Raw genomic sequence first — 23885 nt, 5'->3', positions numbered from 1 at the left:
AGGACGTCAGCTGCTGCGGTCCGCGAGCGACTCCGCGAACCGGGTCAGCGCCTCGCGCACGGGCCCCTTGGGCAGCACGGCGAGCTCGTCGATCGCGCCCTGGGTCCAGCTGCGGGCGAGATCGAGGGTCTTCTGGGTGACGGCGTGGTCGCGCAGGCGCGCGAGGGCGTCGTCGAGGATCGCGGGATCCTCGCCTGCGGCGATCCGCTGCACGCCGGCCTCGATCTCCGCGGCGAGCGCGGTGGATTCCGGATCCGTCTCGACGCTGAGCAGCAGCGAGGGCATGGTCGGCACGCCCGCACGCAGATCCGTGCCGGGCACCTTCCCGGTGTCCTCCGGCTTCGCCGAGAGGTCGATCACGTCGTCGAGCAGCTGGAACGCCACGCCGACCTTCTCGCCGTAGCTGCGCAGCGGCTCCTCGTACTCGGCGGGGGCGCCGGAGAATATCGCCCCGGCCTGCGTGGCCGCCGCGATGAGGGAGCCGGTCTTGTCGGCGAGCACCTGGATGTAGAACTCGACCGGGTCGTCGCCCTCCTGCGGGCCGACGGTCTCGTGCATCTGTCCGAGCACGAGCCGCTCGAACGTGTCGGCCTGCAGACGGATCGCGCGGTCGCCGTGCCGGGACATGAGCTGGCTCGCCCGGGAGAACAGGATGTCGCCGGTGAGGATCGCGATGTTGTTGCCCCACACGGTCTGCGCGGCCGGCACGCCGCGGCGGCGGTCCGCGCCGTCCATGACGTCGTCGTGGTACAGCGAGCCGAGGTGCGTCATCTCCAGCGCCTTCGCGATGTCGATCACGGCGGGCACGTTTCCGGCTCCGAGCTGCGCGGTGAGCAGGGAAAGCACCGGCCTCACGCGCTTGCCGCCCGCCTCGTAGAGGTAGCGGCTCGGGGCGTCGGCGATCGAGTCGGCGACGCGCAGGTCGACGGCGAGGCCCTCTTCGACCAGGTCGAGACCCGCCTCGACCTCGCGGGCGAGCTTGCGCGCGGCGGGGCCGACGAACACGCGGTCGCTGAAACCGAGACGGCTCGCGAGGCGCGAACCCGTGGCGGCGGGGCTCGAAGTCACGTCGTCCAGCCTACCTGGGCGCGAACCGTGCCCGGTTCCCTGTGCCGCGACGGCGTCAGGATCCCCTGGCCGGCATCGAGCCGTCCCGCCCCTGCCGCACGGCGCACCGCGGTCCTATGCTGAGGGCCATGATCTCCGGATCCTCCGTGACGGCGCGCTGGCTCGCCGCCGGCGACAGCGGGAACGTCGACGATTTCGACCGGCTCATGCACGCCGACGTCGTCGTCCATGCCCCGGCAGGGCTGTCGACCACCAGCCGGGAGGAGGAGAAGCAGGTCTGGCGCGACGCGCTGGCCTCGCTGCAGGGGCTGCGGCACGAGATCCAGGAGATCCTCACCGACGGCGACACCGAGATGGCCCGGGTCATCGTGACCGGGACGATCGTGGGCGACCTCGGCAGCGTCACCACGGAGGCCACCGGCGTCGATCGCCTCTTCACGATCGATCAGGCGATCGTCTGCCACCTGCGGGACGGACTCATCGCCGAGGCGTGGGAGATCGCGGACATCGCGGCTCTCCTGACACCCCCGCGCGGTTGATCGCACCCCGGCGGCGTCACGCCTTCGGCTTGCGGGCGCGGTGCAGCGCCACGATCCCGAAGGACAGGTTGCGCCAGGCCACGTCGACCCAGCCCGCTTCCCGCAGCCAGCTCGCGAGCGTGCGCTGGTCGGGCCAGGCGCTGATCGACTCGTTGAGGTAGTCGTAGGCCTCGCCGTTCGTGCCGGCCAGCCGGGCGACGCGCGGCAGCACCTGCGCGTTGTACAGCTTGTAGAAGCCGCGCAGGAGCTTGGCGGGCGGCGTGGAGAACTCGTTGATCACCACGCGGCCGCCGGGCTTGGTCACGCGGTACAGCTCGGCGATGGCCTTCTTCGGATCCTGGACGTTGCGCAGGCTGTACGACATCGTGACCGCGTCGAAGGTGTCGTCGTCGAACGGGAGGTTCGTCGCGTCCGCCTCGACGAAGCTGAGGTTCGGCAGATGTCCATGACGGCGCTTGCCCTCGGCCAGCATCCCCGGCGAGAAGTCGGCTGCCACCACATCGGCGCCGCTGCCGGCGAGGGACGCCGAGGAGGACGCGGTGCCGGCGCCGAGGTCGAGGATCCGCTCGCCCTTCTTCGGTCCGACCGCGCGCGTCGTCGCCGCGCGCCAGAGGGCGTCGTTGCCGACGGTCATGACCGTGTTGGTGCGGTCGTAGCCGGCCGCGACCTGATCGAACATGCCGCTGACGCGGGACGGATCCTTGCCGAGGTCTGCGCGGTTCGGCTGCTCGTTCGCACTCACCCGCCCAGCCTACGCGGGCGGAGCCGTGCGCATGCCGGGCACCCTTTCTCGTCGCGCTACGGGTGCGGCGGCAGGGCGAGCGATTCGAGCCGGTCCAGCCACACGTCGGCGGTGGCGTCGTCGAAGGGCGGCAGTTGCGCGCGGACGCGCCACTCGAGGTCGGCGGCGAGCGCCTCCAGGTGCTGCTGCACCTCGACGGGGTAGCCGTAGTGCACGCGGTGCTCGTCCCACTCGTCCTGGTCGTCGATCCAGGTGCCACGCTCCCCCTCGACGCGCACGACATCGAGATCCATGTCGATGCCCGTGAAGAGCACCGGGGTCTCGCCCGCCCGGGGTGCGGCGGGCTCCGCGGCGCGCACGTCCCACGCGAGATCGATGTAGATGCGCATGCCCTTGGGGTGTTCGCGGTTCACGGTCAGCGCGTAGTCACCGCTCGGCGGCACGAGCGTGACGTTGGGCGCCGCCGCCGTGAAGGTGCGACCGGGGCGTTCGCTCCCCCATCCGACGGGCTGCCCCACCCAGTCGCCCCACTCGTCCGCGCCGAGGTAGACGCACTCGTGACGCCAGTGCGGAGAGCCGTCCCACTTGCGCCACTGGAAGGTGATCTCGGTTCCGGGTGCAGGTCGTTCGGCGGTCACGGTGCCACTCTATGTCGCGCCTCGGACGGACCCACCCATCGCTGTGCGGGAGGAGAACACAGTCTCGGGAGGAGGATCCCCCCGGCACCGTCCTCCCCAAGGCGGGTCATCCTCCCGAACGGCGACCGGTCCGGCACGCAATAGGCTGGATCCGTGAGTGCCGGCCTGGTCGTTCAGACGCGAGAGTTCGACCTCGCGGATGACCTGCTCGCCTATGCCGATCCGGCGGATCCGCGCGCGTGGCTGCGCCGAGGGGACGGGATCGTCGCCGTCGGATCCGACACCGCGCACGTCGTGCGCGTCGCCGCCGGATCCGAGCCGCGCACCGCCGCTCTCACCCGCGCCTGGGACGACATCCGGTCCTCGGCCCGCATCGACGACGCCGTGCGACTGCCCGGCACCGGCCTCGTCGCGTTCGCCGCCCTGGTGTTCGACGAGGCCTCCGCCGCCGACAGTGTGCTCATCGTGCCCCGCACCGTGATCGGCCGGCACGGCGGGCGCACCTGGATCACGCGCATCCTCGACGCCGGCGATGCGGACGGCGACGGGCACGAGGCCGCGGCCTCTGCGGCCGGACCGGCAGCCGACGCGGTTCCGGCGCCCACCGCCCTCGGCCCGCATTGGGCGGGCACGCTCGGCCCCGGTGCGCAGTCGGCGCAGGGCTACCAGGCCTCGGTGCGCCGGGCGCTGGCCGCGATCGCCGACGCCCGCTACGGCAAGGTCGTGCTCGCGCGCGACCTCGTCGGCACGGTCCCGGCCGGATCCGACCTGCGCCGGCTGGTGCGCGCCCTCAGCACCGAATACCCCGACACGTGGGCGTTCGCCGTGGACGGCCTCATCGGCGCGAGCCCGGAGACGCTCGTCACGGCGCAGGACGGCGTGGTGACGGCCCGCGTCCTGGCGGGCACGACCGCGCGCGGCGCCGACGCGGTGACCGACGCCCGTGCCGCCGCGTCGCTGGCCGACAGCCCCAAGGACAACGACGAGCACGCGTTCGCGGTGCGCAGCGTGGTGGCCTCGCTCGCGCCGCACACCGCCGCGCTCGACGCGGAGGGCGGCCCGTTCATCCTGGAGCTGCCGAACCTGTTCCATCTCGCGACCGACGTGCGCGCGCGGCTCAGCGACGGCGCATCCGCGCTGGATCTCGCGGCCGCCCTGCACCCGACGGCCGCCGTCGCCGGCACCCCGACCGATGCCGCGATCGCAGCGATCCGCGAGCTCGAGCCCTTCGACCGGGGTCGCTACGCCGGGCCGGTGGGATGGATCGACGCGCACGGCAACGGCGAGTGGGCGATCGCGCTGCGGTGCGCCCAGTTCGACGTGACCGGGTCCGGATCCCCGATCCCGCTCACCGCCTATGCCGGAGCGGGGATCGTGGCCGGCAGCGACCCCGAGGCGGAGCTGCTGGAGACGCGGGTGAAGTTCCGCCCGATCGTCGACGCCCTGGCCTGACCCGCACCCCTCTTCGACAGCGCGCTGATCGCGGTGTCCGGCTGCTGGCGTTCCATCCTCGTTCTGGGGCGTATTCCGTCGTTTCGGGGCGCAGCAGCCCCGAGAACCACGTCGAAACGCGCCCCGAAACGGCAGACCACGCCCCGAACGGACCCGACCAGCGCCGAACCCCAGCTGCGGGTGGCCCTGGCCTCCCGAATTAACTCAGCTCGCGGCGAGGCGCTTCATCTCGGCCTTGACGTCGTAGTCGGCGACAGGCCACTGCGGGTCGATGTCCTCGAGTGCGGCGAGCAGCAGCTCCTGCACCGCGAGCCGCGCGTACCACTTGCGGTTCGCCGGGATCACGTACCAGGGTGCGACATCGGTCGAGGTGCGCTCGAAGACGGTGTCGTACGCGGCCATGTAGTCGTCCCAGAGCAGGCGCTCGTCGGTGTCGCCCGGGTTGAACTTCCAGTGCTTCTCGGGGCGCTCGAGCCGCTCCATGAGGCGCTGCTTCTGCTCATCGCGGGAGATGTGCAGCATGACCTTGATGATGCGCGTCCCGGAATCCGCCACCCGCTTCTCGAAGTCGACGATCGCCCGGTACCGGCGCTCGATCTCCTCCGCCGGCGCGAGGGAACGCACCCGGCCGATCAGGACGTCCTCGTAATGCGAACGGTCGAAGACGCCGATCTTGCCCTCGGCCGGCAGGCGCTTCTCGACGCGCCAGAGGAAGTCGTGCTGCAGCTCCTCGGCGGTCGGCGCCTTGAAGGCGGCCAGTTCGATGCCCTGCGGATCCACACCGCCGACGACGTGCCGCACGATGCCGCCCTTGCCCGCCGAGTCCATCGCCTGCAGCACGAGCAGCACGCTCGCCTGCGCCTCGCCCACCGCAGAGCGCGCGAACAGCCGCTCCTGCAGATCGCCGAGCGCGGCGAGCCCGGTGGTCAGCGACTCGGCTCCGTCCGTCTTCCGGCCCCGATAGCCGGGCGTGGATTCGGGATCGACTCCGGCGAGGCCTGCGGACGTGACACGGAGGACATCGGCGGCCGGGGCGGTCCATCCGGCGGAGTGCTGGCTCATGCCCCCATGATGCCGCATCCGGCCTGCGCCATCCGGGGCACGGCCCGCGTCGGCGCGCCGGGCGCGTCAGCGCGCGAGCGGCACCTCGATCAGGTGCGGTCCGGCGGCCGACGTGGCGAGCGCACGCTCCAACCCGGCGGGGGTGTCGGCGCGGACGAAGGTCCAGCCGTACGCCGCGGCGAGCGGCCCCAGCGCGACGGACTGCGGGGTGTAGAAGGCACGGTCGAGGTCTCCTGCCGCGGCGGTGCCGGCGACCTCGAGCCCGTCGAAGATCGTCCCCCCGCCGTCGTTGCCGACCACGACCTGGATCTGCGGGGACGGTTCGTCAGCGGGGAGCAGGAACGATCCGACGTCGTGCAGGAGGGACAGGTCGCCGAGCAGGACGCGAGTGACGCCGACGCCCGCACCCTCGGGAACGCCGTCGGCCGCCTCGCCGCCCGCTCGGGCGGCGAGCGCGATGCCGATGCCCGTCGCGATCGTGCCGTCGATGCCGGCGAGTCCACGGTTGGCGTGCACGCGCACGTCCTTGCCTGCGAGCACCTGGTCCGCCACGCGCACGATCCGCGAGGAGCCGAACAGCAGGCGGTCGTCGGATCCGGTCGCGGCCCACACCGCCCGCACGAGCGCGGCGCGATCCAGCGCCCCGTCGGGATCGACGTCCGCATGCGGCGCCTCCGCCCGGGTCCACGCCGCCAGCCAGGCGGCCTCGTCGTCCGTACGGGCGGCCCGATCGGCCTCGACCTCGATCGCGCGCGCGTCGACCGCGGCCCCGGAGAGGTTCAGCCGCTCGCCGCCGCGACGCACGGCGATGACCTCGATGTCGGTGCGGCGCAGCAGCGCGGCCACCTCGCGACTAAGCGTCGGGTGCCCGAAGACGATCACGCGCTCGATCCGGCCGGCGAGCGCCGGGTCGCGCAGCCGCTCGCGATATGCGGGAACGACGTGATCGCCGAAGCGGGATCCGCTCACGATCTCCGCGACCAGCGGCCAGCCGCCGGCGCGGGCGATCCGCTCGGCGTCCGGGCCGGCGTCGGCCCCGGCGACGACGAGGGTGCGCGGGCCCCGGGCCACGAGCAGCGGCTCGGCAGAGGTCGGGCGCGGAACGGGTCCGGGGGCGGCGCGGAACGGATCCGGCAACCGGCCGGACAGCGGCTCACGCGCCGGGAGGTTCAGGTGCACCGGGCCGGCCACGCCGGCCAGCCCCTCCCCCGTGACGCCGACCGCGGCCGACACGGCATCGGCGGCGAGGTCGGCGAACACGGCCGGATCCGTCTCGCCCGGCACGGGCGCGTCGACGCTCAGCCGCGCCCAGGGCCGGTACATCCCGGGCTGGATCGTGGCCTGGTTCGCCCCGACGCCGCGCAGCTCGGGCGGCCGGTCCGCGGTGAGGAGGATCAGCGGCACCCCCGCGTGGAACGCCTCCATCGCCGCGGGCAGGTATCCGGCCGCCGCGGTGCCCGAGGTGCAGACGACGACGGCGGGAGCACCCGACTCCCGGCCGATGCCGAGGGCGGTGAAGCCGGCGACGCGCTCGTCGATCCGCACGTGCACGCGCACGGATCCGGACCGGGCGAGGGCGACGGCGGCGAGCGCGAGCGCCTGCGAGCGCGACCCCGGCGACAGCACGACGTCGCGGACGCCGTGGGCGATGAGACCGGTCAGCAGGCGCACCGCGGCCTCGGTCGCGGGGGACGCCTCCTGCCCGGCCGGTGCGGCCGCGGGGCCCGCAGGGGGCAGGGCCGTCACGAGCGAGGGCCGGGGGTGTCGGGGTCGCCGCGATCGTCGAGACGGGACAGCTCCTCCTGGAGCTCCCGGATCAGCCGCTCCTGCTCGGCGGGGCTGATCCGCGCGGCGGGGTCGACATCGTCGAGCGGCAAGTAGCGCTCCTGGTCCGCGGTGCGGCCGCGCCGGGTGCGCCCGATCGCGAACCACAGCAGGCCGCCGATCACGGGGAAGACGACCACGATCGCGATCCACACGCCCTTGGGCACGCCGCGGTGCCGGCTCGCCGGCTGCACGATGCAGTCGACGATGCTGTACACCCAGAAGACCGCGGCCAGGAAGCCGCCGATCACGAGGAAACGTGCCACGGTTCCAGTCTAGGCGTGCGGGGAGATCCCGGATCCGGCACGGTCGTCGCCGGAGGGACGCCGCCCTGCACGACGGCGTACATCCCACGCACAACTGATCGAGGCGGACGACATACCGCCCTCACAGCGCATGCCGAACGCGTCCTCCTAGACTGGACCCGTGAAACTTCCTCCCCTGCTCGTGTACTCGGTGCTGCGCCTGCTGGCGTTCCTCGTGCCGCTGGGGATCCTGTGGTTCTTCTTCCCGATCTTCCGGGAGTTCTGGTGGCTGGCGGCCCTGTTCGCCGCTCTCATCGGCATCAGCATCTCCCTGCTGTTCCTGCGCAGCCCGCTGTCGGACGCCTCTCGTGCGATCTACGAGAAGCGCTCGACGAAGACCGGATCCGCTCCCTCCGACGAGGACATCGAGGATGCGGACGGGTCCGACGACGCCGAAGGAACCCGCCACGCGGCCTGAGCCGCGACGCGGGGCCTCGACGTTCCTCGCGCCCGACGTCAGTCGCGCGCGAAGGTCACGTGCACCACGCCGCTCTCGGCGATCTCGCTCGTGACCGCGTAATCGTTCTCGAGCCCGCGCAGCTCGGCCCACAGATTCTTCCCGCGCCCGAGCAGGATCGGCGTGATGCCCACGTGCAGCCGATCGACGAGCCCGGCCGCCAGGAACGAGCGCACCGTGTCGACGCCGCCGCCGATGCGCACATCCGCACCACGGGCCGCCTCGGTCGCGAGGGCGAGCGCGTCCAGGGGTGCGGCGTCGAGGAAGCGGAACTCGGTGCCGTTGGCGAACGAGATCGGCGCGCGGCCCGTGCTGTGCGTCAGCACGAACACCGGGCAGTGGAACGGCGGCTCCTCGCCCCACCAGCCGCGCCACTCCGCGTCGTCGGGGAAGTTGTGCAGTCCGAACATCCCTGCACCCATGATCTCGGCGCCGATGTTCTCGAAGTACTCCGCGCCGTAGCGATCGTCGACCCCGGTGGTGCCGCCGGACGGATCCCCCATGACGCGCTCGCGGAAGGTGCGCGTGGCCGTGTACGCCGCCACCAGGCGCCCCCAGTCATCGCCGAACGGGTTCTCCGGGGTCTGGTCGGTGGTGGTCGCGTATCCGTCGAGGGAGATGTTGAGGTCGGCGCGAACGGCCATGTGCGGGGTTCCTTCGCTGGTGGGAGTCGTCGGGCCTCAGCCGCGGAGCGGGTTGGAGTCCTTGCCGTCGAGCCAGAGCGTATCGCTCTCGTCCCGGTGCACGCCGTCGGTGCCGACATGCTTGGTGCTGATCGTGGGCCCCTTCGTGATGACGTGCACGATCGCCATGCCGTGGCCGCGCCCGAGGTCGTACTCGGTCTTCAGCCACTCCAGGATCGGCGTCGCCTTGGTGTCGGGGCCGAAGCCCTGTGCAGCGGCGAGGTCGAGGATCTGACGAGGGGTGAGGCCGGTCTTGGTCTCGACGGCGTCGAGATATGCCTGGAAGGACATGTTCTTCTCCTTGTGAGGATCTGGTCGGTGCGAGCTGCGTCAGTCGACCACGGTCTGGATGATGACGGCCGAGGCGTGGATGCCGATCAATCGCATTGTGCCGGATCCGATGTTCTCGAAGCGATGCGGCACGAAGGCGGGTCCGGTGACGGTGTCGCCCGCGGTGGCGGTGATGGTGCGGTCGCCGACGGTGAAGGCGACGTCGCCCTCCAGCACGACCCAGGTCTCGGGGTACGGGTGCCAGTGCAGCAGCGACCCCTGGCCGGGCTGGTTGTCGACGTAGAAGTACGAGACGCCGGCGCCGTGCCCGGCGCCTTCGAAGCGACGGCCGGCGCCGGTGCCGAGGCGGATCTCCTCGGGGCCGACGACGGCGACATCGGGGGCGATGATGCTCATGATCTGGTCCTCTCGGTGGTGTGATCCCACTCTCGCGGCAGCGTCGTCGGGCCCGTAGAGTTTCGATGTGGTTCGAAACATGGAGGGCGTGGAGTGGGAGCATCACCGCGTCGACTTCCGCCTCAGCCCTGGCGACATCCAGGCGGTGCGGTTCGGGATCTCGCCCGGTCACGAGCTCGCGCACGCCGTGCGCGTGCTGCTGCGGCCCGAGCAGTACCCGCTCGCGTGGGGATGGCTGAAGGATGCGCGTGGTCGGCTGCCGCGCGAGGCGTTCGGGGTGCTCGCGCACGTGATCGGCGCCGACGGCTACATGCCCGACTTCCTCACCGCGACCGCCCGCTGGGAGCTCACGCCGGATGACGAGCTCGCGGCGCTCCGCGAGGCGCCGCTCCCGGGCATGCGCGTGGACCTCGGCAAGATGGTCGTCCGTTCCTCGGGCCGGCGCCAGGAGGCGCTGCGGCGCATGCAGGAGCATCCGGCGCGGGCGCGCGCGGTCATCGCCGACGCATGGGGCGAGGTGTGGGAGAGCGCCATGGCCCCGGTCTGGCCTCAACTCGAGCGGATCCTGCGTGCCGATGTGGCCGTGCGCTCGCGCAGCGTCGCGACCGAGGGCCTGGCGGCGATGGCGTCGGGCATCCACCCGTGGGTGAGCTGGGGCGACGGATCCGTGCGGGTGCGGCTGCGCCGGCACAGCGAGGACGTCGACTGCCGCGGGAGTGGGCTCGTGCTGGTGCCCTCGGTGATGTCGTCGTGGGGCTGCATGGTGATCACCGAACCGCCTGCTCAGCCGACGCTGTTCTACCCTGCCCGTGGGGTGACCGCCGGCTGGGCGCAGGACTCCGACGATCTCGTCCGGGCGCTGGAGGCGCTCGTCGGCCCGGTGCGCGCCGGGATCCTCCTCACCGCGCATGTGCCGCGCACCACGACCCGCGTGGCGGAGGAGGCGGGGATCGCCGCGTCCACCGCCTCCCACCACCTCACGGTGCTGCGCGATGCGGGCCTGGTCGTGAGCACGCGCGACGGCGCCCGCATGCTGCACCTGCGCACCCCGCTCGGCGAGGCGCTGGTCGGCGCCGCGCTCTGATCCTCAGCTGAGCACGACGAGCTCCTGGGTCGCGCGGGTCATCGCGACGTAGCGATCGACCGCTCCCTCGATGCCGTCGCCGAACGACTCCGGATCCACGAGCACGACCAGGTCGAACTCGAGCCCCTTCGCCGTGGTCGGTGTGCGGAACCGCACCCGCGCGTCCGGGAACGGCCGGTCGTCGCCGATCACGCAGGCGATGCCCTCCTCGTGCGCGGCGAGCCAGTCGGCGAGCACGCCGTCGCGCTCGGCGAGAGCCGCGTGCCGCACTGGGATCCCGCTCTCCCGCACCGAGACCGGCACGTTCGCGTCCGGCAGCGCAGCGCGGATCACGGGCTCGGCCGCGGCCATGACCTCCTCCGGAGTGCGGTAGTTGATGCGCAGCGACGCGTGCTCGATGCGACGCAGGCCCACCCGCTCGAGACGCTCGGTCCACGACTCGCGGAACCCGTGCCGGGCCTGGGCGCGGTCGCCCACGATCGTGAGGCTCTGCGACGGGACCCGGCGCAGCAGCATCGCCCATTCCGCATCGCTGAGTTCCTGCGCCTCGTCGACGATCACGTGCGCGAACGGCCCCGCGAGCGCATCGGAGTCGAGCCGCGGCAGGGCGGCCTCGTCCTGCAGCATCGCACGCACGCCCGCGCTGTCCTCGCCGAAGAAGAACCCGGTGATCGCGCTCTCCTTGTCGTCGTCCGCGGCGAGCAGTTCATCCAGCACGCGCTCGCGCTGCTCCCGTTCCTCGGCCGTCACGACCTCCCGCCACCGCCGTCGCCGCGCGCCTTGCGGATCCCCGGTGAGCGCACGGGCCGCATCGAGCAGCGGCAGATCCTGCCGGGTCCACGCCCTCGGGTCGTCGCGCCGCAGCGCCGCGCGCTCGTCCTCGGCGAGCCACGGAGCGCAGATCCGCAGGTACGCCGGGGTCGACCAGAGGTCGGCGACGATCCCGGCCGGATCCAGGACCGGCCAGGCCGCCACGAACGCGCGCTGCAGCGGATCGCTGCGACGCAGGGCGCGATCGAGCTGGTGCGGAGGCACGTCGTCGTCGGCGTTGTCCTCCACGAGAGCACCGATCAGCGCCTCCCACACGACATCCCTGGCGTCGTTGTGCGGCGTGCCGGGCTCCGGAGTGTCGAACGCCTCTGTCCACGCCGCCGGCTGCACGATCACGTCGCGCCACGGCGTCTCCACGAGCAGCTGCTCGCTCGGGGCATGCTCGTGGTAGCGGACCGCCGCGGTGACCGCGGCGAGCAGCCCCGCGCCCGACTTCAGCGTCCTGGCGAGCGGATCCCCTTCCTCCGGCATGCGATCGCCAGCCCGGCCCTCGGGCGCCAGATCCGACAGCGTGCACACGCGCACGCTGTCCTCCCCGAGGCTCGGCAGCACGTCCTCGATGTACGCGAGGTAGGGCTGGTGCGGCCCGACGAACAGGATCCCGCCGTGGCTGAGCCGCTGCTCGGCATGCATCAGGTAGGCGGCGCGGTGCAGGGCCACGACCGTCTTCCCCGTGCCGGGGCCGCCTTCCACGACGAGAGGGGCGCGCGACGACGCCCGGATGATCGCGTCCTGGTCGGCCTGGATCGTGCTCAGCACATCGCGCATCCGCGGCGAGCGGGAGGCGCCGAGGCTCGCGATGAAGGCGGACTGATCGTCCAGCGCGGCAGCACCCTCGAGCCCCTCCGGGTCGAACACCTCGTCCCAGTAGTCGGTGATGCGGCGCGAGGCCCAGCGGTACCGACGGCGGCTGACCAGGCCCTGCGGATCCGCATGGGTAGCTGCGAAGAACGGCTCCGCCGCGGGGGCGCGCCAGTCCACGAGCAGGCGCCGCCCCTCGGCGTCGGACAACCCGATGCGCCCGATGTAGACGAGTTCGGGGGCGGCGGCGTCGGGTGCGGGTCCGTCGCCGTGAGGGCCGCCCGGTGCGACGGCCATCCGCCCGAGGCACAGGTCGACCCCGAAGCGGCGCAGCAGCTGCAGGCGGGAGCTCGAGCGGTGGATCTCGAGGTCGCGGTCCAGCGCCTCCTGCCCGAGCCTGGCGGGTGCGGCGCGCAGCCGGACGAGCCGCGCCTCGAGGGCGGCGATCTCCTCGGCGAGGCGGTCGCCGATCGCGATGAGGTGGGCGTCGTCGGCGGCGATGAGTGCCTGATGCGCCTTGCGGGCGAGGGCGGCCGGAAGGGCGAAGACCATCGGCGACCAGGCAGCCGTCGAGAAGGTCGTCGGCGGGGTGGCAGCGGGAGTGGTTTCAGGGGTGGATTCAGGGCGCACGGATCCTCCGATTCCTGGGCGAAACCACATAGTCTGCCCCGGCAGGGGGGCCTTGCCGCAAGCCCCACCTCCTCCGGTATCCTGGAGATGCAGGGAGCGGTCCGCACGGATCCGCTCCCTTCGTCGTCCGCCCCGCGCGCTCAGGTCGCACTCCCTCCGCTCAGGTCGCACTTTCGACGCAGAATCCGCGCCTGCACCAACAGAGATCGCGATCTGAGCCTGCGCACCCGTCCGCCGCGGGCACAGGCCGCGCAACTACGATCGAAGGTGCTCTGCGCCGCCTCGGCGGTCGCGCACCCGCCCCGGAAGGATCCGCATGTCCCACGCCGCCTCCGCCCGCACGCATGTCGAGGACCTGGCCGACTTCGTCGCCGCCTCACCGTCCAGTTACCACGCGGCGGGGGAGGTCGCCCGGCGCCTGGAGGAGCAGGGCTTCACCCGCCTCGACGAGACCGAGGCCTGGCCGGCACAGGCCGGCGGCCGCTTCGTGATCGTGCGCGACGGCGCGGCCATCGCCTGGGTCGTGCCCGCCGGCGCGACGACCACCACGCCGGTGCACGTGCTCGGCGCGCACACCGACTCCCCCGGCTTCAAGCTCAAGCCGCGACCGACCACCGGATCCCGCGGCTGGCTGCAGGCGGCCGTCGAGGTGTACGGCGGGCCGCTGCTGAACTCCTGGCTCGACCGGGAGCTGCGCCTGGCCGGACGGCTCGCACTCGCCGACGGGCGGGTCGTGCTCGCCGCGACCGGACCGCTGCTGCGCCTGCCGCAGCTCGCGATCCACCTCGACCGCGGCGTCAACAACGGACTCGCGCTCGACAAGCAGACCGAGACCCAGCCCGTCTGGGGACTGGGCGACCCGGAGGAGGCGGACATCCTGGCCGAGCTCGCCGACGCGGCAGGAGTGGATCCGCTCGAGATCCGCGGCTTCGACGCGGTCGTCGCCGACAGTGCGCGCGGCGCCGTGTTCGGCAAGGACGACGCGTTCTTCGCGAGCGGCCGCCTGGACGACCTCGCCTCGGTCCACGCGGGCGTGGTCGCACTCGGCGAGATCGCGGCCCACGGCGACCCGCAGGCGATCGCGGTGCTCGCCGCGTTCGACCACGAGGAGCTCGGATCCGGCTCACGCTCGGGCGCCGCCGGCCCGATCCTGGAGGACGTGCTGGAGCGCGTCTACGCCGGACTCGGTGCCGATGCGGTCGACGTGCACCGCGCCTACGCCGCGTCGTGGTGCCTGTCCAGCGACGTCGGCCACTCGGTGCACCCCAACTACGCCGGCAAGCACGACCCGGTCGTGCAGCCCGTGCTCGGATCCGGGCCGATCCTCAAGATCAACGCCAACCAGCGCTACGCCACGGACGCGGTGGGCGCGGCGGCGTGGCACCGCTGGTGCGATGCCGCGGGCGTGGTCACGCAGGAGTTCGTCTCGAACAACGACGTGCCCTGCGGATCCACGATCGGCCCGATCACGGCGACCCGGCTCGGGATCCGCACGGTCGATGTCGGGATCCCGATCCTGTCGATGCACTCCGCGCGCGAGCTCGCGGGCGTGAGCGACCTGCACGATCTCACCGCCGTCGCGAAGGCGTTCTTCGCGGGCTGAGTCAGCCGCCCGGCACCGCCCCGGGGTCGTTGAGCGAGCCCCGAGCGCAGCGAGGAGCGAGACGAAACGCGGCGCACTCGTCGGTGACCGCGTTTCGTCTCCGTCGCCTCCGGCGTCGTCGCTCAACGACCCCGGGAAGACGTCCCGGAACGGGATCAGCGCATCGTGTCGAGGATCCCGACGAGATCCTCGAACGTCGTGAGCGGGTTCAGGATCGCGAAGCGCGTGTTGACCCGTCCGGCGTGCGAACTCGGCACGACGAGCGCGCGCTGCGACTGCAGCAGCTCGTCCGACCAGCGGTCGTAGTCGGCGCGCTCCCAGCCCTCGCGCTCGAACACGACCACCGAGAGCTCGGGGTCGCGCACCAGGCGCAGCTCGGGACGCGAGGAGATCTCGTCCGCGATGCGGCGCGTGAGCGCGAGCGTCTCGGAGACGGCGGTGCGATACGCGTCCACGCCGTAGGTCGCCAGGGAGAACCACAGCGGCAGCCCGCGCGGACGACGGGTGAGCTGGATCGAGTAGTCCGAGGGGCTGAACTCATCGGTGTCGGTGAGCGTGTCAAGGTACTCCGCGTGCTGGGTGTGCGCCAGACGGCCGTCTGCCGGGTCGCGGTACAGCAGCGCGCAGCAGTCGAACGGGGCGTACAGCCACTTGTGCGGATCCACGACGAGCGAGTCGCACCGTTCGACGCCCGCGAACCACGCCCGTGCCTCGGGCGCGAGCATCGCGGTGAGCCCGTAGGCCCCGTCGATGTGCAGCCAGAAGTCGAACTCGTCCTTGAGCGCGGCGATGCCGGCGATGTCGTCGAGGATGCCGAAGTTGGTGGATCCGGCGGTCGCGACGACGGCGAACACGGCCTCCCCGTGCTCCTCCAGCGCCGCGCGCACCTCGTCGGCGTGCAGCTTGCCGTCGGCTCCGGCGGGGACGGCGATCACGTCGACGTCCATGATCTTCGCGGCCGACTTGTTGGACGAGTGCGCCTCCAGGCTGCACACGAGCTTCCACCGCGCGGGCCGCGGCGTGCCCGCGGCGTCGAGGCGCCGTCCGGCCTTGTCGCGCGCCGCGGCGAGCGCCGAGAGATTGCCGATCGTGCCGCCCTGCACGAACACGCCGCCGGCCGTATCGGGCAGCCCGAACTCGGCGGCCAGGAACGACAGCACCTCGTTCTCCGCGTGCACGGCGCCCGCGCCCTCGAGCCAGCTGCCGCCGTAGAGCCCGGACGCGGAGACGACCAGGTCGAACGCCATCGCCGCGACGGTCGGGGCGTTGGGGATGAAGGAGAGGTAGTTGGGGTGGCTCGTGGTCAGGCAGGCCGGTGCGAGGATGTGCTCGAACACGCTCAGCGCACGCTGCCCGCCGAGCCCCTTGTCCGTGATGGTGGTGCCGACCAGGCGGCGCAGCTCCGCCTCGGGCTGGGGTTTGTCGAGGGGCACATCGGTGGCGAGCATCCGGCGGCGCGAGTAGTCGAGCACGGCGTCGACGATCGCGGCGGATTCGGGCGAGGCGGCATGCATGCGCGCGGCGTCCATGGAGGATCCTTCCGACCCGGAAGCCTACGAGCGCCCGGCGACGAGCAGAATGCCGCGCCGGATCAACGGGTCGGCGATATCGTACCGCGTCGCCGCCGCCCCGTCATCGGGCGCGACATGCCTGCAATGACGCGGATCCGAGCGCGGATCGGCCGCAGAAGCGCGGCCCGAGGGCACCGAATTCCCGCGGGAGCACCCACAGGATCGAGACCCCTGCCAGGATGAAGCCATGTCCGCCGATTCCCAGCCCGGATCCGCCGCCCTCATCGAGCGGCGTGGCATCGAGATCGTCCCCGAGTCGGAGCGCACGGCGCGCCCCCGCGACCTGTTCTGGCCGTGGTTCGCCGCGAATGTGTCGGTGTTCGGCATGTCCTACGGCTCCTTCCTGCTCGGGTTCGGGATCTCACTCTGGCAGGCCACTCTCGTCGCGATCATCGGCATCGTCGTGTCGTTCGCACTGTGCGGACTCATCGCGATCGCCGGCAAGCGCGGATCCGCGCCGACCATGGTGCTGTCCCGGGCGGCGTTCGGCGTGCAGGGGCAGAAGATCCCCGGCATCGTCTCGTGGCTGACCTCGATCGGCTGGGAGACCTCGCTCACGATCACGGCCGTGCTCGCGACCACGACCGTGCTGCACGCGCTCGGCTGGGTCGGCGCCGACGGCGATGTCGCCGTGCATCTCATCGCCACCGTGCTGGTCGCGGCGCTCATCGTCGGCGCCTCCGTGCTCGGCTATCACACGATCATGAAGTTGCAGTCGGTGCTCACCTGGCTGACCGGGGCGTTCACGATCCTGTTCCTGATCCTGACGGTGGGCAGCATCGACTGGACCAAGGCGTTCGCGCACCCCGACGGCACGCTCGCTCAGACGATCGGCGCGCTGGTCATGGTGATGACGGGCTTCGGACTCGGCTGGATCAACATCGCCGCCGACTGGTCGCGCTATCAGAAGCGCACCGCCTCCGATGCGCAGATCGTCACGTGGAACACGATCGGCGGATCCGTCGCCCCCATCGTGCTGGTGTTCTTCGGCCTGCTGCTGGCGGGCTCGAACGACAAGCTCAGCGCCGCGGTCGCCGCCGACCCGATCGGCGCGCTCGCGACCCTGCTCCCGACGTGGGCGCTCTTCCCGTTCCTCATCGTCGCGATCCTCACCCTCGTCTCCGGCGCCGTGCTCGGCATCTACTCCTCCGGCCTCACGCTGCTGAGCCTGGGCATCCGGATCCCCCGGCCCGCGGCCGCGGCCGTCGACGGCGTGATCCTCACGATCGGCACGATCGTGGTGGTGTTCTTCGCGCAGAACTTCATCGGCCCGTTCCAGTCGTTCCTCATCACGCTGGGCGTCCCGATGGCGGCGTGGGCGGGGATCCTGATCGCCGACATCCTGCGCAGGAAGAAGGACTATGACGAGGCGGCGCTGTTCGACTCCCGCGGACGCTACGGCGCCTGGGACGGGGTCTCGATCGGCACGCTCGTCGTCGCGTCGGTGATCGGCTGGGGCTTCGTGATCAACACCTTCGCGGAGGCCGCTCCGTGGAACAACTGGCAGGGCTACTTCCTCGGCCTCATCGGCGGCAAGGACGGAGAGTGGGCCTACGCGAATCTCGGAGTGTTCTTCGCGCTCGTGCTGGGCTTCGTCGTGACCTGGTTCGCCCGCGCCGCCAGGATCCGCCGCCAGGAGCAGGCGTGACGGAGCGGCCTGGAATCGGCCCGACTCTGAGCCCGTCGAAGGCCCCCTGGCTGGTCGTGATCGACCCGCAGAACATCTTCGCCGCGCCGGACTCGGCCTGGGGATCCCCGATGTTCCCCGCCGCGTTCGCGAACATCCGCCGCCTCGCCGAAGCCGCGGAGGGCAGGGTCCTCGTGACGCGCTGGCTGCCCACCGCGGATCGGCGCACGTCGTGGGGCGACTACTTCGCGGCCTGGCCGTTCGCGGACAAGGCCGCCGACGATCCGCTGTACGACCTCGTGCCGGAAGCGCGGATCCTCTCTGCGCATCCGAGCCTTGATCTGCCCACGTTCGGCAAGTGGGGGCCCGGGCTCGAACGGATCATCGGATCCGCCTCCGTCGTGCTCGCGGGCATCTCGACGGACTGCTGCGTGATCTCGACCGCGCTCGCTGCGGCCGATGCGGGCGCGCGCGTCACGATCGCCGCCGACGCCTGCGCGGGGTCGACGCCGGAGAACCATGCCGCCGCCCTCACGGTCATGGGGCTCTATCCGCCGCAGCTGACCGTGGCCGACACGGAGGCGGCGCTCGCGATCCTGAACGACGCCCGCTGACCGGACCGCGTAACGCCTGCCCAGGTGCGAGACGACAGACCGATCGGATCCGGTTCGTCAGCCGAGGACGGCCGCGACCGTGCGCCGCGCGAGCGCGCCCCGGTCCTCCGGGGCCCACTTCACCAGCGAGTGGGCGTTCATCCCGTCCACGGTCGCGAGCAGCAGCCATGCCGCGCCGTCCGCCCGAGCCGCACTGACCTCCCCGGCCGCGACGCCCTCCGCCACGATGGCCTCGAGGTCCTGCTGCCAGTGATCCATCTCCAGCCGCACCCGCGCGGCGAGCACATCGTTGCCCGCGCCGGCCGCCCAGGCCTGCACCCACACCAGTGTGACGTCGTCGCGATCGCCGTCGAGCAGGGTCTCCACGATGCGCGTGATCCGCTCCCGGAGGGTGGCCCCCGTGCGGCCATCGGCGACGACCTCTTCACGCTCCGCACCGACGATCGCGCCGAACACGTCGGCGACGAAGGCGTCCATGCTGGGCCGGTAGTGCGTGACGAGCGCCGGCGTCACGCCCGCGGCTGCGGCGACCGTGCGCACCGTCAGCGGCGCGATCCCACCTTGCCGCGCGAGTGCGATGGCGGCGTCGAGGATCGCCCTCTCGCGCTGCGCCGGCGGCATCCTCTTCGGCTTGGGGGTTGACGAGGTGCTCATGGGGCTATACCGTATCGCTAGTTGGCCGCTTGTTCAATAAGCGTGATGAACCCGATCCGAGGAGCACCGATGCCCTGGCTGATGCCCAGCGAGACCGCCCGACACGACCGCGTCTGGATGGCCTTCCCCGCCGAGGGCGAGACCCTCGGCGACACCGACGCCCTGCGCGAGGAGGGCTACGCGACATGGACCGCCGTCGCACACGCGGTCTCGGCCTTCACCCCGGTCACGATCCTCGTCGATCCCAAGGAGATGACCCGCGCCCGGCGCATGCTGTCCTCCGACGTCACCATCCTCGAAGCGCCGGTCGACGAGTTCTGGATGCGCGATTCCGGCCCCACGTTCGTGGTCGACCCCGAGCGTCCCGGCGTGCTCGGCGCCGTGGACTGGGTGTTCAACGGCTGGGGCGCCCCGGAGTGGGCCCGCTGGCACGACGCGGCGCAGCACGCACGCATCATCGCGGCCGAAGTGGGCGCCGAGCTCGTCAGCTCCGCGCTCGTGAACGAGGGCGGCGGCATCCACGTGGACGGCGAGGGCACGGTACTGCTCACCGAGACGGTGCAGCTCGACCCGCGCCGCAACCCCTACCTCGACCGTCAGCGCGTGGAGGCGGAGATGCTCCGCACGATCGGCGCCACCAAGGCGGTGTGGCTGCCGCGCGGCCTCACCCGCGACTACGACGACTTCGGCACCAACGGCCATGTCGACATCGTCGCGGCGATCACCTCCCCCGGCCGGATCCTCCTGCATGCGCAGCAGGATCCCGGACACCCCGACTTCGAGGTGTCGGCCGCGCTGCGGGAGCACCTGGCCGCTCAGACCGACGCAACAGGGCGTTCGTTCGAGGTCATCGATCTGCCGGCCCCGGCGACCCTGCGCGACGAGGAGGGCTTCGTCGACTGGAGCTACGTCAACCACCTCGTGACGAACGACGGCGTCATCGCCTGCGGATTCGGCGACGACGTCGCGGATGCGCGCGCCCGCGAGATCCTGGCGGACGCCTACCCCGGTCGCCGCGTGGTCACCGTCGACGCCCGTCCGCTGTTCGACCGCGGCGGCGGCATCCACTGCATCACCCAGCAGCAGCCCACGCTCTGAGTCCGGCGCCCGTCCCGGCCGCCCCGCGCGACCGGGACGGATCGCCTTCGCCCCGGTCGTCGAGCCCCCTTCGGCTCTCGAGGACTCGCACCGCACAAGCACATCGAGCCGAAGGGGCACTCGGGAACCGCCCGGACGACAGCCCCGCCATCCGAATGAGGTCACCATGTTCGACGTCGTCGAGACCCCCATCGCCCGTCTCCGCGAAGCCCTCGAGTCCGGCGAGACCACGGCCGTCGCTCTCGTCGACGCCTACCTCGCCCGCATCGAGGCGTACGACGGGCCGGAGACTGCGACGGCGCTGAACGCCGTCGTCGTGTCCAACCCCGCGGCGCGCAGCGAGGCAGAGGCCTCCGACGCCCGGCGCGCCCGAGGCGAGACGCTCGGCCCGCTCGACGGCATTCCGTACACCGCGAAGGACAGCTACCTCGTGCGCGGGCTGACGGCGGCGGCCGGATCCCCCGCCTTCGCCGAGCTCGTCGCGCAGCGCGACGCGTTCACGATCGAGCGACTCCGCGCGGGCGGTGCGATCTGCCTCGGTCTCACGAACATGCCTCCCATGGCCAACGGAGGCATGCAGCGCGGCGTCTACGGTCGCGCCGAGAGCCCCTACAACGCGGACTGGCTGACGAGCGCTTTCGGATCCGGGTCGTCGAACGGCTCGGGCACAGCGACGGCGGCGTCATTCGGCGCGTTCGGCCTGGGCGAGGAGACGTGGTCGAGCGGTCGGGCGCCGGCATCCCACAATGCTCTCGTCGCCTACTGCCCCAGCCGCGGCGTCATCTCGGTGCGCGGCAACTGGCCGCTCGTGCCGACGCAGGACATCGTCGTGCCGCATGCGCGCACGGTCGCCGATCTGCTCGAGGTCCTCGACGTGGTCGTCGCCGACGACCACACCACGCGCGGGGACTTCTGGCGGGCGCAGCCCTGGGTGCCGCTGCCGGCGGCATCCGCAGTGCGGCCGCAGTCGTACGTCGCCCTGGAGCCGGCCGATCTGCACGGCAAGCGGTTCGGCGTCCCCCGGATGTTCATCAACGCGGATCCCGAGGCAGGCACCGGCACCGGGATCGGCGGGCCGACGGGTCAGCGCATCGAGACCCGCGCGTCGATCATGCAGCTGTGGCGCGCCGCTCGCGCCGCCCTGGAAGCAGCCGGCGCCGAGGTGATCGAGGTCGACTTCCCCGCCGTCTCCAACTACGAGGGGGATCGCACCGGCGCGCCGACCATCGCGACCCGCGGCATCGTGCCGCCCGAGTTCCTGCGCAGCGAGGTCATCGAGCTGTGCGCGTGGGGGTGGGACGACTTCCTCGGCGCGAACGGCGACCCGGCACTCGGCTCGCTGGCGCAGGTCGACGGGGCGAAGATCTTCCCCGCACCCGCGGGTGCCCTCCCCGATCGCTACACCGGCTTCGACGACGACATCAACGAGCTGCCCGATCTGTTCCGGGCGCACCCGGTCACCGACATGACGGCGATCCCGCTCATGGAAGCCGGCCTGCGCGGGCTCGAGGAGACGCGCCGGGTCGATTTCGAGCAGTGGATGGACAGCCTCGGGCTGGACGCGGTCATCCACCCGACCATGGCCGACATCGGCCCGGCGGACATGGACGTGAATCCCGCGTCCGCCGACCAGGGGTGGCGCAACGGCGTCTGGGTCGCCAACGGCAACATCGTGCCGCGCCACCTCGGCATCCCCTCTGTGACGGTGCCGATGGGCACGCTCTCCGACATCGCGATGCCGGTCGGGCTGACCATCTCGGGCCGCGCCTATGACGACACCCGGCTGCTGCAGCTCGCCGCGGCCTTCGAGGCGACCGGCGACCGGCGCACGTCTCCGTCGCGGACTCCGCGGCTCTGACCCGCGTTCAGCACCCAGGCGGATCCGTGCGCATCGCGCGCGGATCCGTCTCTGTGTGTCGGCACATTTCATGGGCGTTACCGTCCGCGACACGCCCGGCCGTAGCCTGGTCGGACCGATCCCGTGAGGAGAACACCGTGACCACGCACCGCACTCAGCTCTCGCCCGTTCTGGCGCGACAGGCTGTGGCGTGCATGTGCGATCACGGCGATGTCTGCTCCTCCTACGCCCCGGGCCACGCGCTGCACCTCATCCAGGCGCGCCTCGCTTCCGCGACGGCCGCCGGCTGGACCGACGCGCTCGTGTCCGGCGTCGACCGCGCGTCCGGCATCGTGCGGGTGACCACGCTCGACGGCGACACGCTTTCGCTGTGGAACGCCGGCGGCGCGGCTCTCGAGGTCGAGCCCGGTCAGCCCGTCGCCGTGCACACCCGGTGGGACGTGCTCGCGATCGGCGCTCTGCGCTACAACGTCGCGCGCGCCTGAAGGGCGCCCGGTCGGGGGCCTCCGCCCTGTCAGACGAAGGCCCCCGGCCGACGACTAGGCGCCGAGCTCTCGGAGGAAGCCCTGCACGTGCTGCTGCAGGCGCAGGATCCGCTGCTCGCGCGCCGCCTCCCGGTCGTATCCCTCGTAGGCCAGCGGCGGCAGGCGCCGCACGTTGGCGGAGCAGCCGAAGTTCGCGCAGATCAGCACGCCGAGCGTGTTGCCGTTGCGCCCTTCGGGACCGGCCTTGCGCGCGGCGAAGAACTGCACGTCGTTGCGCAGCGTGACGTCCTCGCACCACGAGCACTGTGCTCGAGCGCTCGTGCGCTGCTCGGCCTGCTGCAACAGCACCGTCACCGGCGAACCGTCGTCGCGGTGCGCTACGACGTACGCGCGGCGGGGCATCTTCGGATCCGACCACCCCAGGAAGTCGAGCTGGGGAAAGTCGGACGCGCCGAACTCCGGCGGCAGGGTCATGGAGGACGCCTCCTTGCGGGAGGCGTTGCGGAAGGACGCGCGGATGGCGCGCTCGTCGATGGGAAGCATGTCGTGCTCTCTGTGCGAGATCGAAGCGTCCGCCTCAGGGGATGGACGCGAGAAGACGGCTGCTGAACGCAGCCGGAGGATTGCCTGCGGAGAACTCACGCAGGCGCGACGAACGAGCCGGCAGCAGAACCACCGGCAGGGGCGTCAGCCTCTGTCACCGGCGCGGAGCGCGCCAGTGACCTCCTTCGGCACCGGACGGGCGCCTCGAACAACGAGCATGTTTCCGATCCTAAGTCACCCGGCGCGGCCGGGGACACAGCTCCCGCTCAGGCCGCCATCATCGAGTCGCGCATCGCCATGCACGCGTCCATGCACGCCTTGCACGCCGCCGCGCACATCCGGCACACCTCGCTGTGGGCCTCGTGCTTCATGCACATGTCCATGCAGAGCTGGCACATCGCCATGCAGGCGTCGAGCATCGACATCATGACCGCCGGGGTCATCCCCTGCATGCGCATCATCGAGCGCATCATCGTGTTGCACATGTCTGCGCAGTTCATACACGACGGCGAACAGTCCATCATCTGCGTCGCGCACACCGTGCAGGCCTGCTCGCAGGCCGAACACGCGTCCATGCACGCCTGCATCAGAGCCATGTCCATCATCTCCATGCCGGGCATCATGTCCATGCTCTTCATCGAGTCCATCATCATCGCGTCCATCGCGAGCTCCTTCGTCCACCGGGAAGGCGGGCGAACGGCCCGTCTGACGCCCAGGGTAGCCCCGCGTCGCCGTTGAGTCGATGCCCAGACGAGCTCCGTTCGCGACCTTCTTCCATAGAGCTCGCGGCCGGCGGAAACGGACCATGACGGGCGCAGCGGCCCCGTGAGCGGGCACGCGAATCCCGCCGCGGAGCGGCGGAGGTCGCGGGGCCGCGCACGCACGAAAAAAGGCCGCCCCGAGGGGCGGCCTTGAATCGTTCAGACTCAGAAATGCAGAAAGGCCACCCTGCGTTGGGTGGCCTTTCTGTTAAAGGAAGTCCGGCGGTGTCCTACTCTCCCACAGGGTCCCCCCTGCAGTACCATCGGC

The 23885-nt window shown here is 71.7% G+C and carries 24 protein-coding genes; 10 read left to right on the top strand and 14 right to left on the bottom strand.

Features of this window, described 5'->3' with window-relative positions; translation table 11 throughout:
- Nucleotides 1-6 precede the first annotated feature (6 nt).
- Complete coding sequence (locus ACFWCK_RS15910; RefSeq protein ID WP_378806789.1) at nucleotides 7-1068, bottom strand: polyprenyl synthetase family protein; 1062 nt, start codon at nucleotides 1066-1068, stop codon at nucleotides 7-9.
- 128 nt (nucleotides 1069-1196) lie between these two features.
- On the opposite strand from ACFWCK_RS15910, the gene ACFWCK_RS15905 reads away from it, so the two are divergent.
- A complete protein-coding gene (locus ACFWCK_RS15905) occupies nucleotides 1197-1607 on the top strand; it encodes an ester cyclase (RefSeq protein ID WP_378806788.1) in 411 nt (136 codons plus the stop codon).
- A gap of 16 nt (nucleotides 1608-1623) precedes the next feature.
- Here the strand turns inward: ACFWCK_RS15905 and ACFWCK_RS15900 are convergent, their stop codons facing one another.
- Nucleotides 1624-2349, bottom strand: coding sequence for a class I SAM-dependent methyltransferase (locus ACFWCK_RS15900; protein ID WP_233312393.1), 726 nt, complete (start codon nucleotides 2347-2349; stop codon nucleotides 1624-1626).
- A gap of 56 nt (nucleotides 2350-2405) precedes the next feature.
- Nucleotides 2406-2987, bottom strand: coding sequence for a hypothetical protein (locus tag ACFWCK_RS15895; protein WP_378806787.1), 582 nt, complete (start codon nucleotides 2985-2987; stop codon nucleotides 2406-2408).
- 153 nt (nucleotides 2988-3140) lie between these two features.
- On the opposite strand from ACFWCK_RS15895, the gene ACFWCK_RS15890 reads away from it, so the two are divergent.
- A complete protein-coding gene (locus ACFWCK_RS15890) occupies nucleotides 3141-4439 on the top strand; it encodes an isochorismate synthase MenF (protein WP_378806786.1) in 1299 nt (432 codons plus the stop codon).
- A gap of 204 nt (nucleotides 4440-4643) precedes the next feature.
- Here ACFWCK_RS15890 and ACFWCK_RS15885 read toward each other — a convergent pair whose 3' ends face one another.
- The 3 genes from ACFWCK_RS15885 to ACFWCK_RS15875 form a co-directional block, all read right to left on the bottom strand.
- Nucleotides 4644-5501, bottom strand: a complete 858-nt coding sequence (locus ACFWCK_RS15885; protein WP_378806785.1) for a polyphosphate kinase 2 family protein — start codon at nucleotides 5499-5501, stop codon at nucleotides 4644-4646.
- Between the two features lie 66 nt (nucleotides 5502-5567).
- A complete protein-coding gene (gene menD, locus ACFWCK_RS15880) occupies nucleotides 5568-7247 on the bottom strand; it encodes a 2-succinyl-5-enolpyruvyl-6-hydroxy-3-cyclohexene-1-carboxylic-acid synthase (protein ID WP_378806784.1) in 1680 nt (559 codons plus the stop codon).
- Nucleotides 7244-7591, bottom strand: coding sequence for a PLD nuclease N-terminal domain-containing protein (locus tag ACFWCK_RS15875; protein WP_233312398.1), 348 nt, complete (start codon nucleotides 7589-7591; stop codon nucleotides 7244-7246). The genes menD and ACFWCK_RS15875 overlap by 4 nt, the downstream gene beginning before the upstream one ends.
- A 160-nt stretch (nucleotides 7592-7751) precedes the next feature.
- Here ACFWCK_RS15875 and ACFWCK_RS15870 point away from each other — a divergent pair, with 160 nt between their 5' ends.
- Nucleotides 7752-8048 carry a DUF4229 domain-containing protein gene (locus ACFWCK_RS15870; protein ID WP_233312399.1) on the top strand — a complete coding sequence of 99 codons (297 nt, stop codon included), beginning with the start codon at nucleotides 7752-7754 and terminating at the stop codon, nucleotides 8046-8048.
- Nucleotides 8049-8086: 38 nt separating this feature from the next.
- On the opposite strand, the gene ACFWCK_RS15865 is transcribed toward ACFWCK_RS15870, so the two are convergent.
- The 3 genes from ACFWCK_RS15865 to ACFWCK_RS15855 are packed head-to-tail and all read right to left on the bottom strand — an operon-like array spanning nucleotide 8087 to nucleotide 9457.
- Nucleotides 8087-8731, bottom strand: a complete 645-nt coding sequence (locus ACFWCK_RS15865; protein WP_378806782.1) for a dihydrofolate reductase family protein — start codon at nucleotides 8729-8731, stop codon at nucleotides 8087-8089.
- A 36-nt stretch (nucleotides 8732-8767) separates the two neighbouring features.
- On the bottom strand, nucleotides 8768-9061 hold the full coding sequence (locus ACFWCK_RS15860; protein WP_378806780.1) for a DUF4287 domain-containing protein: 294 nt from the start codon (nucleotides 9059-9061) through the stop codon (nucleotides 8768-8770).
- Between the two features lie 39 nt (nucleotides 9062-9100).
- A complete protein-coding gene (locus ACFWCK_RS15855) occupies nucleotides 9101-9457 on the bottom strand; it encodes a cupin domain-containing protein (RefSeq protein WP_378806779.1) in 357 nt (118 codons plus the stop codon).
- Nucleotides 9458-9524: 67 nt separating this feature from the next.
- Between ACFWCK_RS15855 and ACFWCK_RS15850 the strand changes: the two genes are divergently transcribed.
- Nucleotides 9525-10541 carry a DUF5937 family protein gene (locus ACFWCK_RS15850; protein ID WP_378806778.1) on the top strand — a complete coding sequence of 339 codons (1017 nt, stop codon included), beginning with the start codon at nucleotides 9525-9527 and terminating at the stop codon, nucleotides 10539-10541.
- 3 nt (nucleotides 10542-10544) lie between these two features.
- Here ACFWCK_RS15850 and helR read toward each other — a convergent pair whose 3' ends face one another.
- Entirely contained in the window at nucleotides 10545-12725 is a 2181-nt protein-coding gene (gene helR / locus ACFWCK_RS15845; RefSeq protein ID WP_378807375.1) for an RNA polymerase recycling motor ATPase HelR, read from the bottom strand.
- 394 nt (nucleotides 12726-13119) lie between these two features.
- Between helR and ACFWCK_RS15840 the strand changes: the two genes are divergently transcribed.
- A complete protein-coding gene (locus ACFWCK_RS15840; RefSeq protein WP_378806777.1) occupies nucleotides 13120-14406 on the top strand; it encodes a M18 family aminopeptidase in 1287 nt (428 codons plus the stop codon).
- 155 nt (nucleotides 14407-14561) lie between these two features.
- Here the strand turns inward: ACFWCK_RS15840 and ACFWCK_RS15835 are convergent, their stop codons facing one another.
- Nucleotides 14562-15935: a pyridoxal phosphate-dependent decarboxylase family protein gene (locus ACFWCK_RS15835; RefSeq protein WP_378806776.1), complete on the bottom strand. Its 1374-nt coding sequence runs from the start codon at nucleotides 15933-15935 to the stop codon at nucleotides 14562-14564.
- A 229-nt stretch (nucleotides 15936-16164) separates the two neighbouring features.
- Between ACFWCK_RS15835 and ACFWCK_RS15830 the strand changes: the two genes are divergently transcribed.
- Nucleotides 16165-17625 carry a purine-cytosine permease family protein gene (locus ACFWCK_RS15830; RefSeq protein ID WP_378806775.1) on the top strand — a complete coding sequence of 487 codons (1461 nt, stop codon included), beginning with the start codon at nucleotides 16165-16167 and terminating at the stop codon, nucleotides 17623-17625.
- Complete coding sequence (locus tag ACFWCK_RS15825) at nucleotides 17622-18218, top strand: cysteine hydrolase family protein (RefSeq protein ID WP_378806773.1); 597 nt, start codon at nucleotides 17622-17624, stop codon at nucleotides 18216-18218. The genes ACFWCK_RS15830 and ACFWCK_RS15825 overlap by 4 nt, the downstream gene beginning before the upstream one ends.
- Before the next feature lie 57 nt (nucleotides 18219-18275).
- On the opposite strand, the gene ACFWCK_RS15820 is transcribed toward ACFWCK_RS15825, so the two are convergent.
- Nucleotides 18276-18872: a TetR/AcrR family transcriptional regulator gene (locus ACFWCK_RS15820; protein WP_378806772.1), complete on the bottom strand. Its 597-nt coding sequence runs from the start codon at nucleotides 18870-18872 to the stop codon at nucleotides 18276-18278.
- A 69-nt stretch (nucleotides 18873-18941) separates the two neighbouring features.
- Here ACFWCK_RS15820 and ACFWCK_RS15815 point away from each other — a divergent pair, with 69 nt between their 5' ends.
- The 3 genes from ACFWCK_RS15815 to ACFWCK_RS15805 all read left to right on the top strand — a co-directional run bounded on the left by ACFWCK_RS15815 (nucleotide 18942) and on the right by ACFWCK_RS15805 (nucleotide 22313).
- A complete protein-coding gene (locus tag ACFWCK_RS15815; RefSeq protein WP_378806771.1) occupies nucleotides 18942-19970 on the top strand; it encodes an agmatine/peptidylarginine deiminase in 1029 nt (342 codons plus the stop codon).
- Nucleotides 19971-20136: 166 nt separating this feature from the next.
- Complete coding sequence (locus ACFWCK_RS15810; RefSeq protein ID WP_378806770.1) at nucleotides 20137-21828, top strand: amidase; 1692 nt, start codon at nucleotides 20137-20139, stop codon at nucleotides 21826-21828.
- A gap of 137 nt (nucleotides 21829-21965) precedes the next feature.
- Nucleotides 21966-22313: a hypothetical protein gene (locus ACFWCK_RS15805; protein ID WP_378806769.1), complete on the top strand. Its 348-nt coding sequence runs from the start codon at nucleotides 21966-21968 to the stop codon at nucleotides 22311-22313.
- A gap of 54 nt (nucleotides 22314-22367) precedes the next feature.
- Here ACFWCK_RS15805 and ACFWCK_RS15800 read toward each other — a convergent pair whose 3' ends face one another.
- A complete protein-coding gene (locus ACFWCK_RS15800; RefSeq protein WP_233312412.1) occupies nucleotides 22368-22856 on the bottom strand; it encodes an FBP domain-containing protein in 489 nt (162 codons plus the stop codon).
- A 266-nt stretch (nucleotides 22857-23122) separates the two neighbouring features.
- Nucleotides 23123-23518, bottom strand: coding sequence for a hypothetical protein (locus ACFWCK_RS15795; RefSeq protein WP_233312413.1), 396 nt, complete (start codon nucleotides 23516-23518; stop codon nucleotides 23123-23125).
- Nucleotides 23519-23885 lie beyond the last annotated feature (367 nt).

This window comes from Microbacterium sp. NPDC060117 (genome assembly GCF_042729315.1).
Taxonomy (GTDB): domain Bacteria; phylum Actinomycetota; class Actinomycetes; order Actinomycetales; family Microbacteriaceae; genus Microbacterium.
The sequence above is the reverse complement of the archived record's forward strand: the minus strand, read 5'-3'. Positions and strand labels throughout refer to the sequence as shown.

What these genes read in the sequence shown, in the direction of transcription:
- ACFWCK_RS15905 (WP_378806788.1), top strand. Translation starts at nt 1,197, where the DNA reads ATGATCTCCGGATCCTCCGTGACGGCGCGCTGGCTCGCCGCCGGCGAC.
- ACFWCK_RS15885 (WP_378806785.1), bottom strand. Translation starts at nt 5,501, where the DNA reads ATGAGCCAGCACTCCGCCGGATGGACCGCCCCGGCCGCCGATGTCCTC.
- ACFWCK_RS15865 (WP_378806782.1), bottom strand. Translation starts at nt 8,731, where the DNA reads ATGGCCGTTCGCGCCGACCTCAACATCTCCCTCGACGGATACGCGACC.
- ACFWCK_RS15860 (WP_378806780.1), bottom strand. Translation starts at nt 9,061, where the DNA reads ATGTCCTTCCAGGCATATCTCGACGCCGTCGAGACCAAGACCGGCCTC.
- ACFWCK_RS15855 (WP_378806779.1), bottom strand. Translation starts at nt 9,457, where the DNA reads ATGAGCATCATCGCCCCCGATGTCGCCGTCGTCGGCCCCGAGGAGATC.
- helR (WP_378807375.1), bottom strand. Translation starts at nt 12,725, where the DNA reads ATGGTCTTCGCCCTTCCGGCCGCCCTCGCCCGCAAGGCGCATCAGGCA.
- ACFWCK_RS15840 (WP_378806777.1), top strand. Translation starts at nt 13,120, where the DNA reads ATGTCCCACGCCGCCTCCGCCCGCACGCATGTCGAGGACCTGGCCGAC.
- ACFWCK_RS15835 (WP_378806776.1), bottom strand. Translation starts at nt 15,935, where the DNA reads ATGGACGCCGCGCGCATGCATGCCGCCTCGCCCGAATCCGCCGCGATC.
- ACFWCK_RS15830 (WP_378806775.1), top strand. Translation starts at nt 16,165, where the DNA reads ATGTCCGCCGATTCCCAGCCCGGATCCGCCGCCCTCATCGAGCGGCGT.
- ACFWCK_RS15820 (WP_378806772.1), bottom strand. Translation starts at nt 18,872, where the DNA reads ATGAGCACCTCGTCAACCCCCAAGCCGAAGAGGATGCCGCCGGCGCAG.
- ACFWCK_RS15815 (WP_378806771.1), top strand. Translation starts at nt 18,942, where the DNA reads ATGCCCTGGCTGATGCCCAGCGAGACCGCCCGACACGACCGCGTCTGG.
- ACFWCK_RS15810 (WP_378806770.1), top strand. Translation starts at nt 20,137, where the DNA reads ATGTTCGACGTCGTCGAGACCCCCATCGCCCGTCTCCGCGAAGCCCTC.
- ACFWCK_RS15800 (WP_233312412.1), bottom strand. Translation starts at nt 22,856, where the DNA reads ATGCTTCCCATCGACGAGCGCGCCATCCGCGCGTCCTTCCGCAACGCC.
- ACFWCK_RS15795 (WP_233312413.1), bottom strand. Translation starts at nt 23,518, where the DNA reads ATGGACGCGATGATGATGGACTCGATGAAGAGCATGGACATGATGCCC.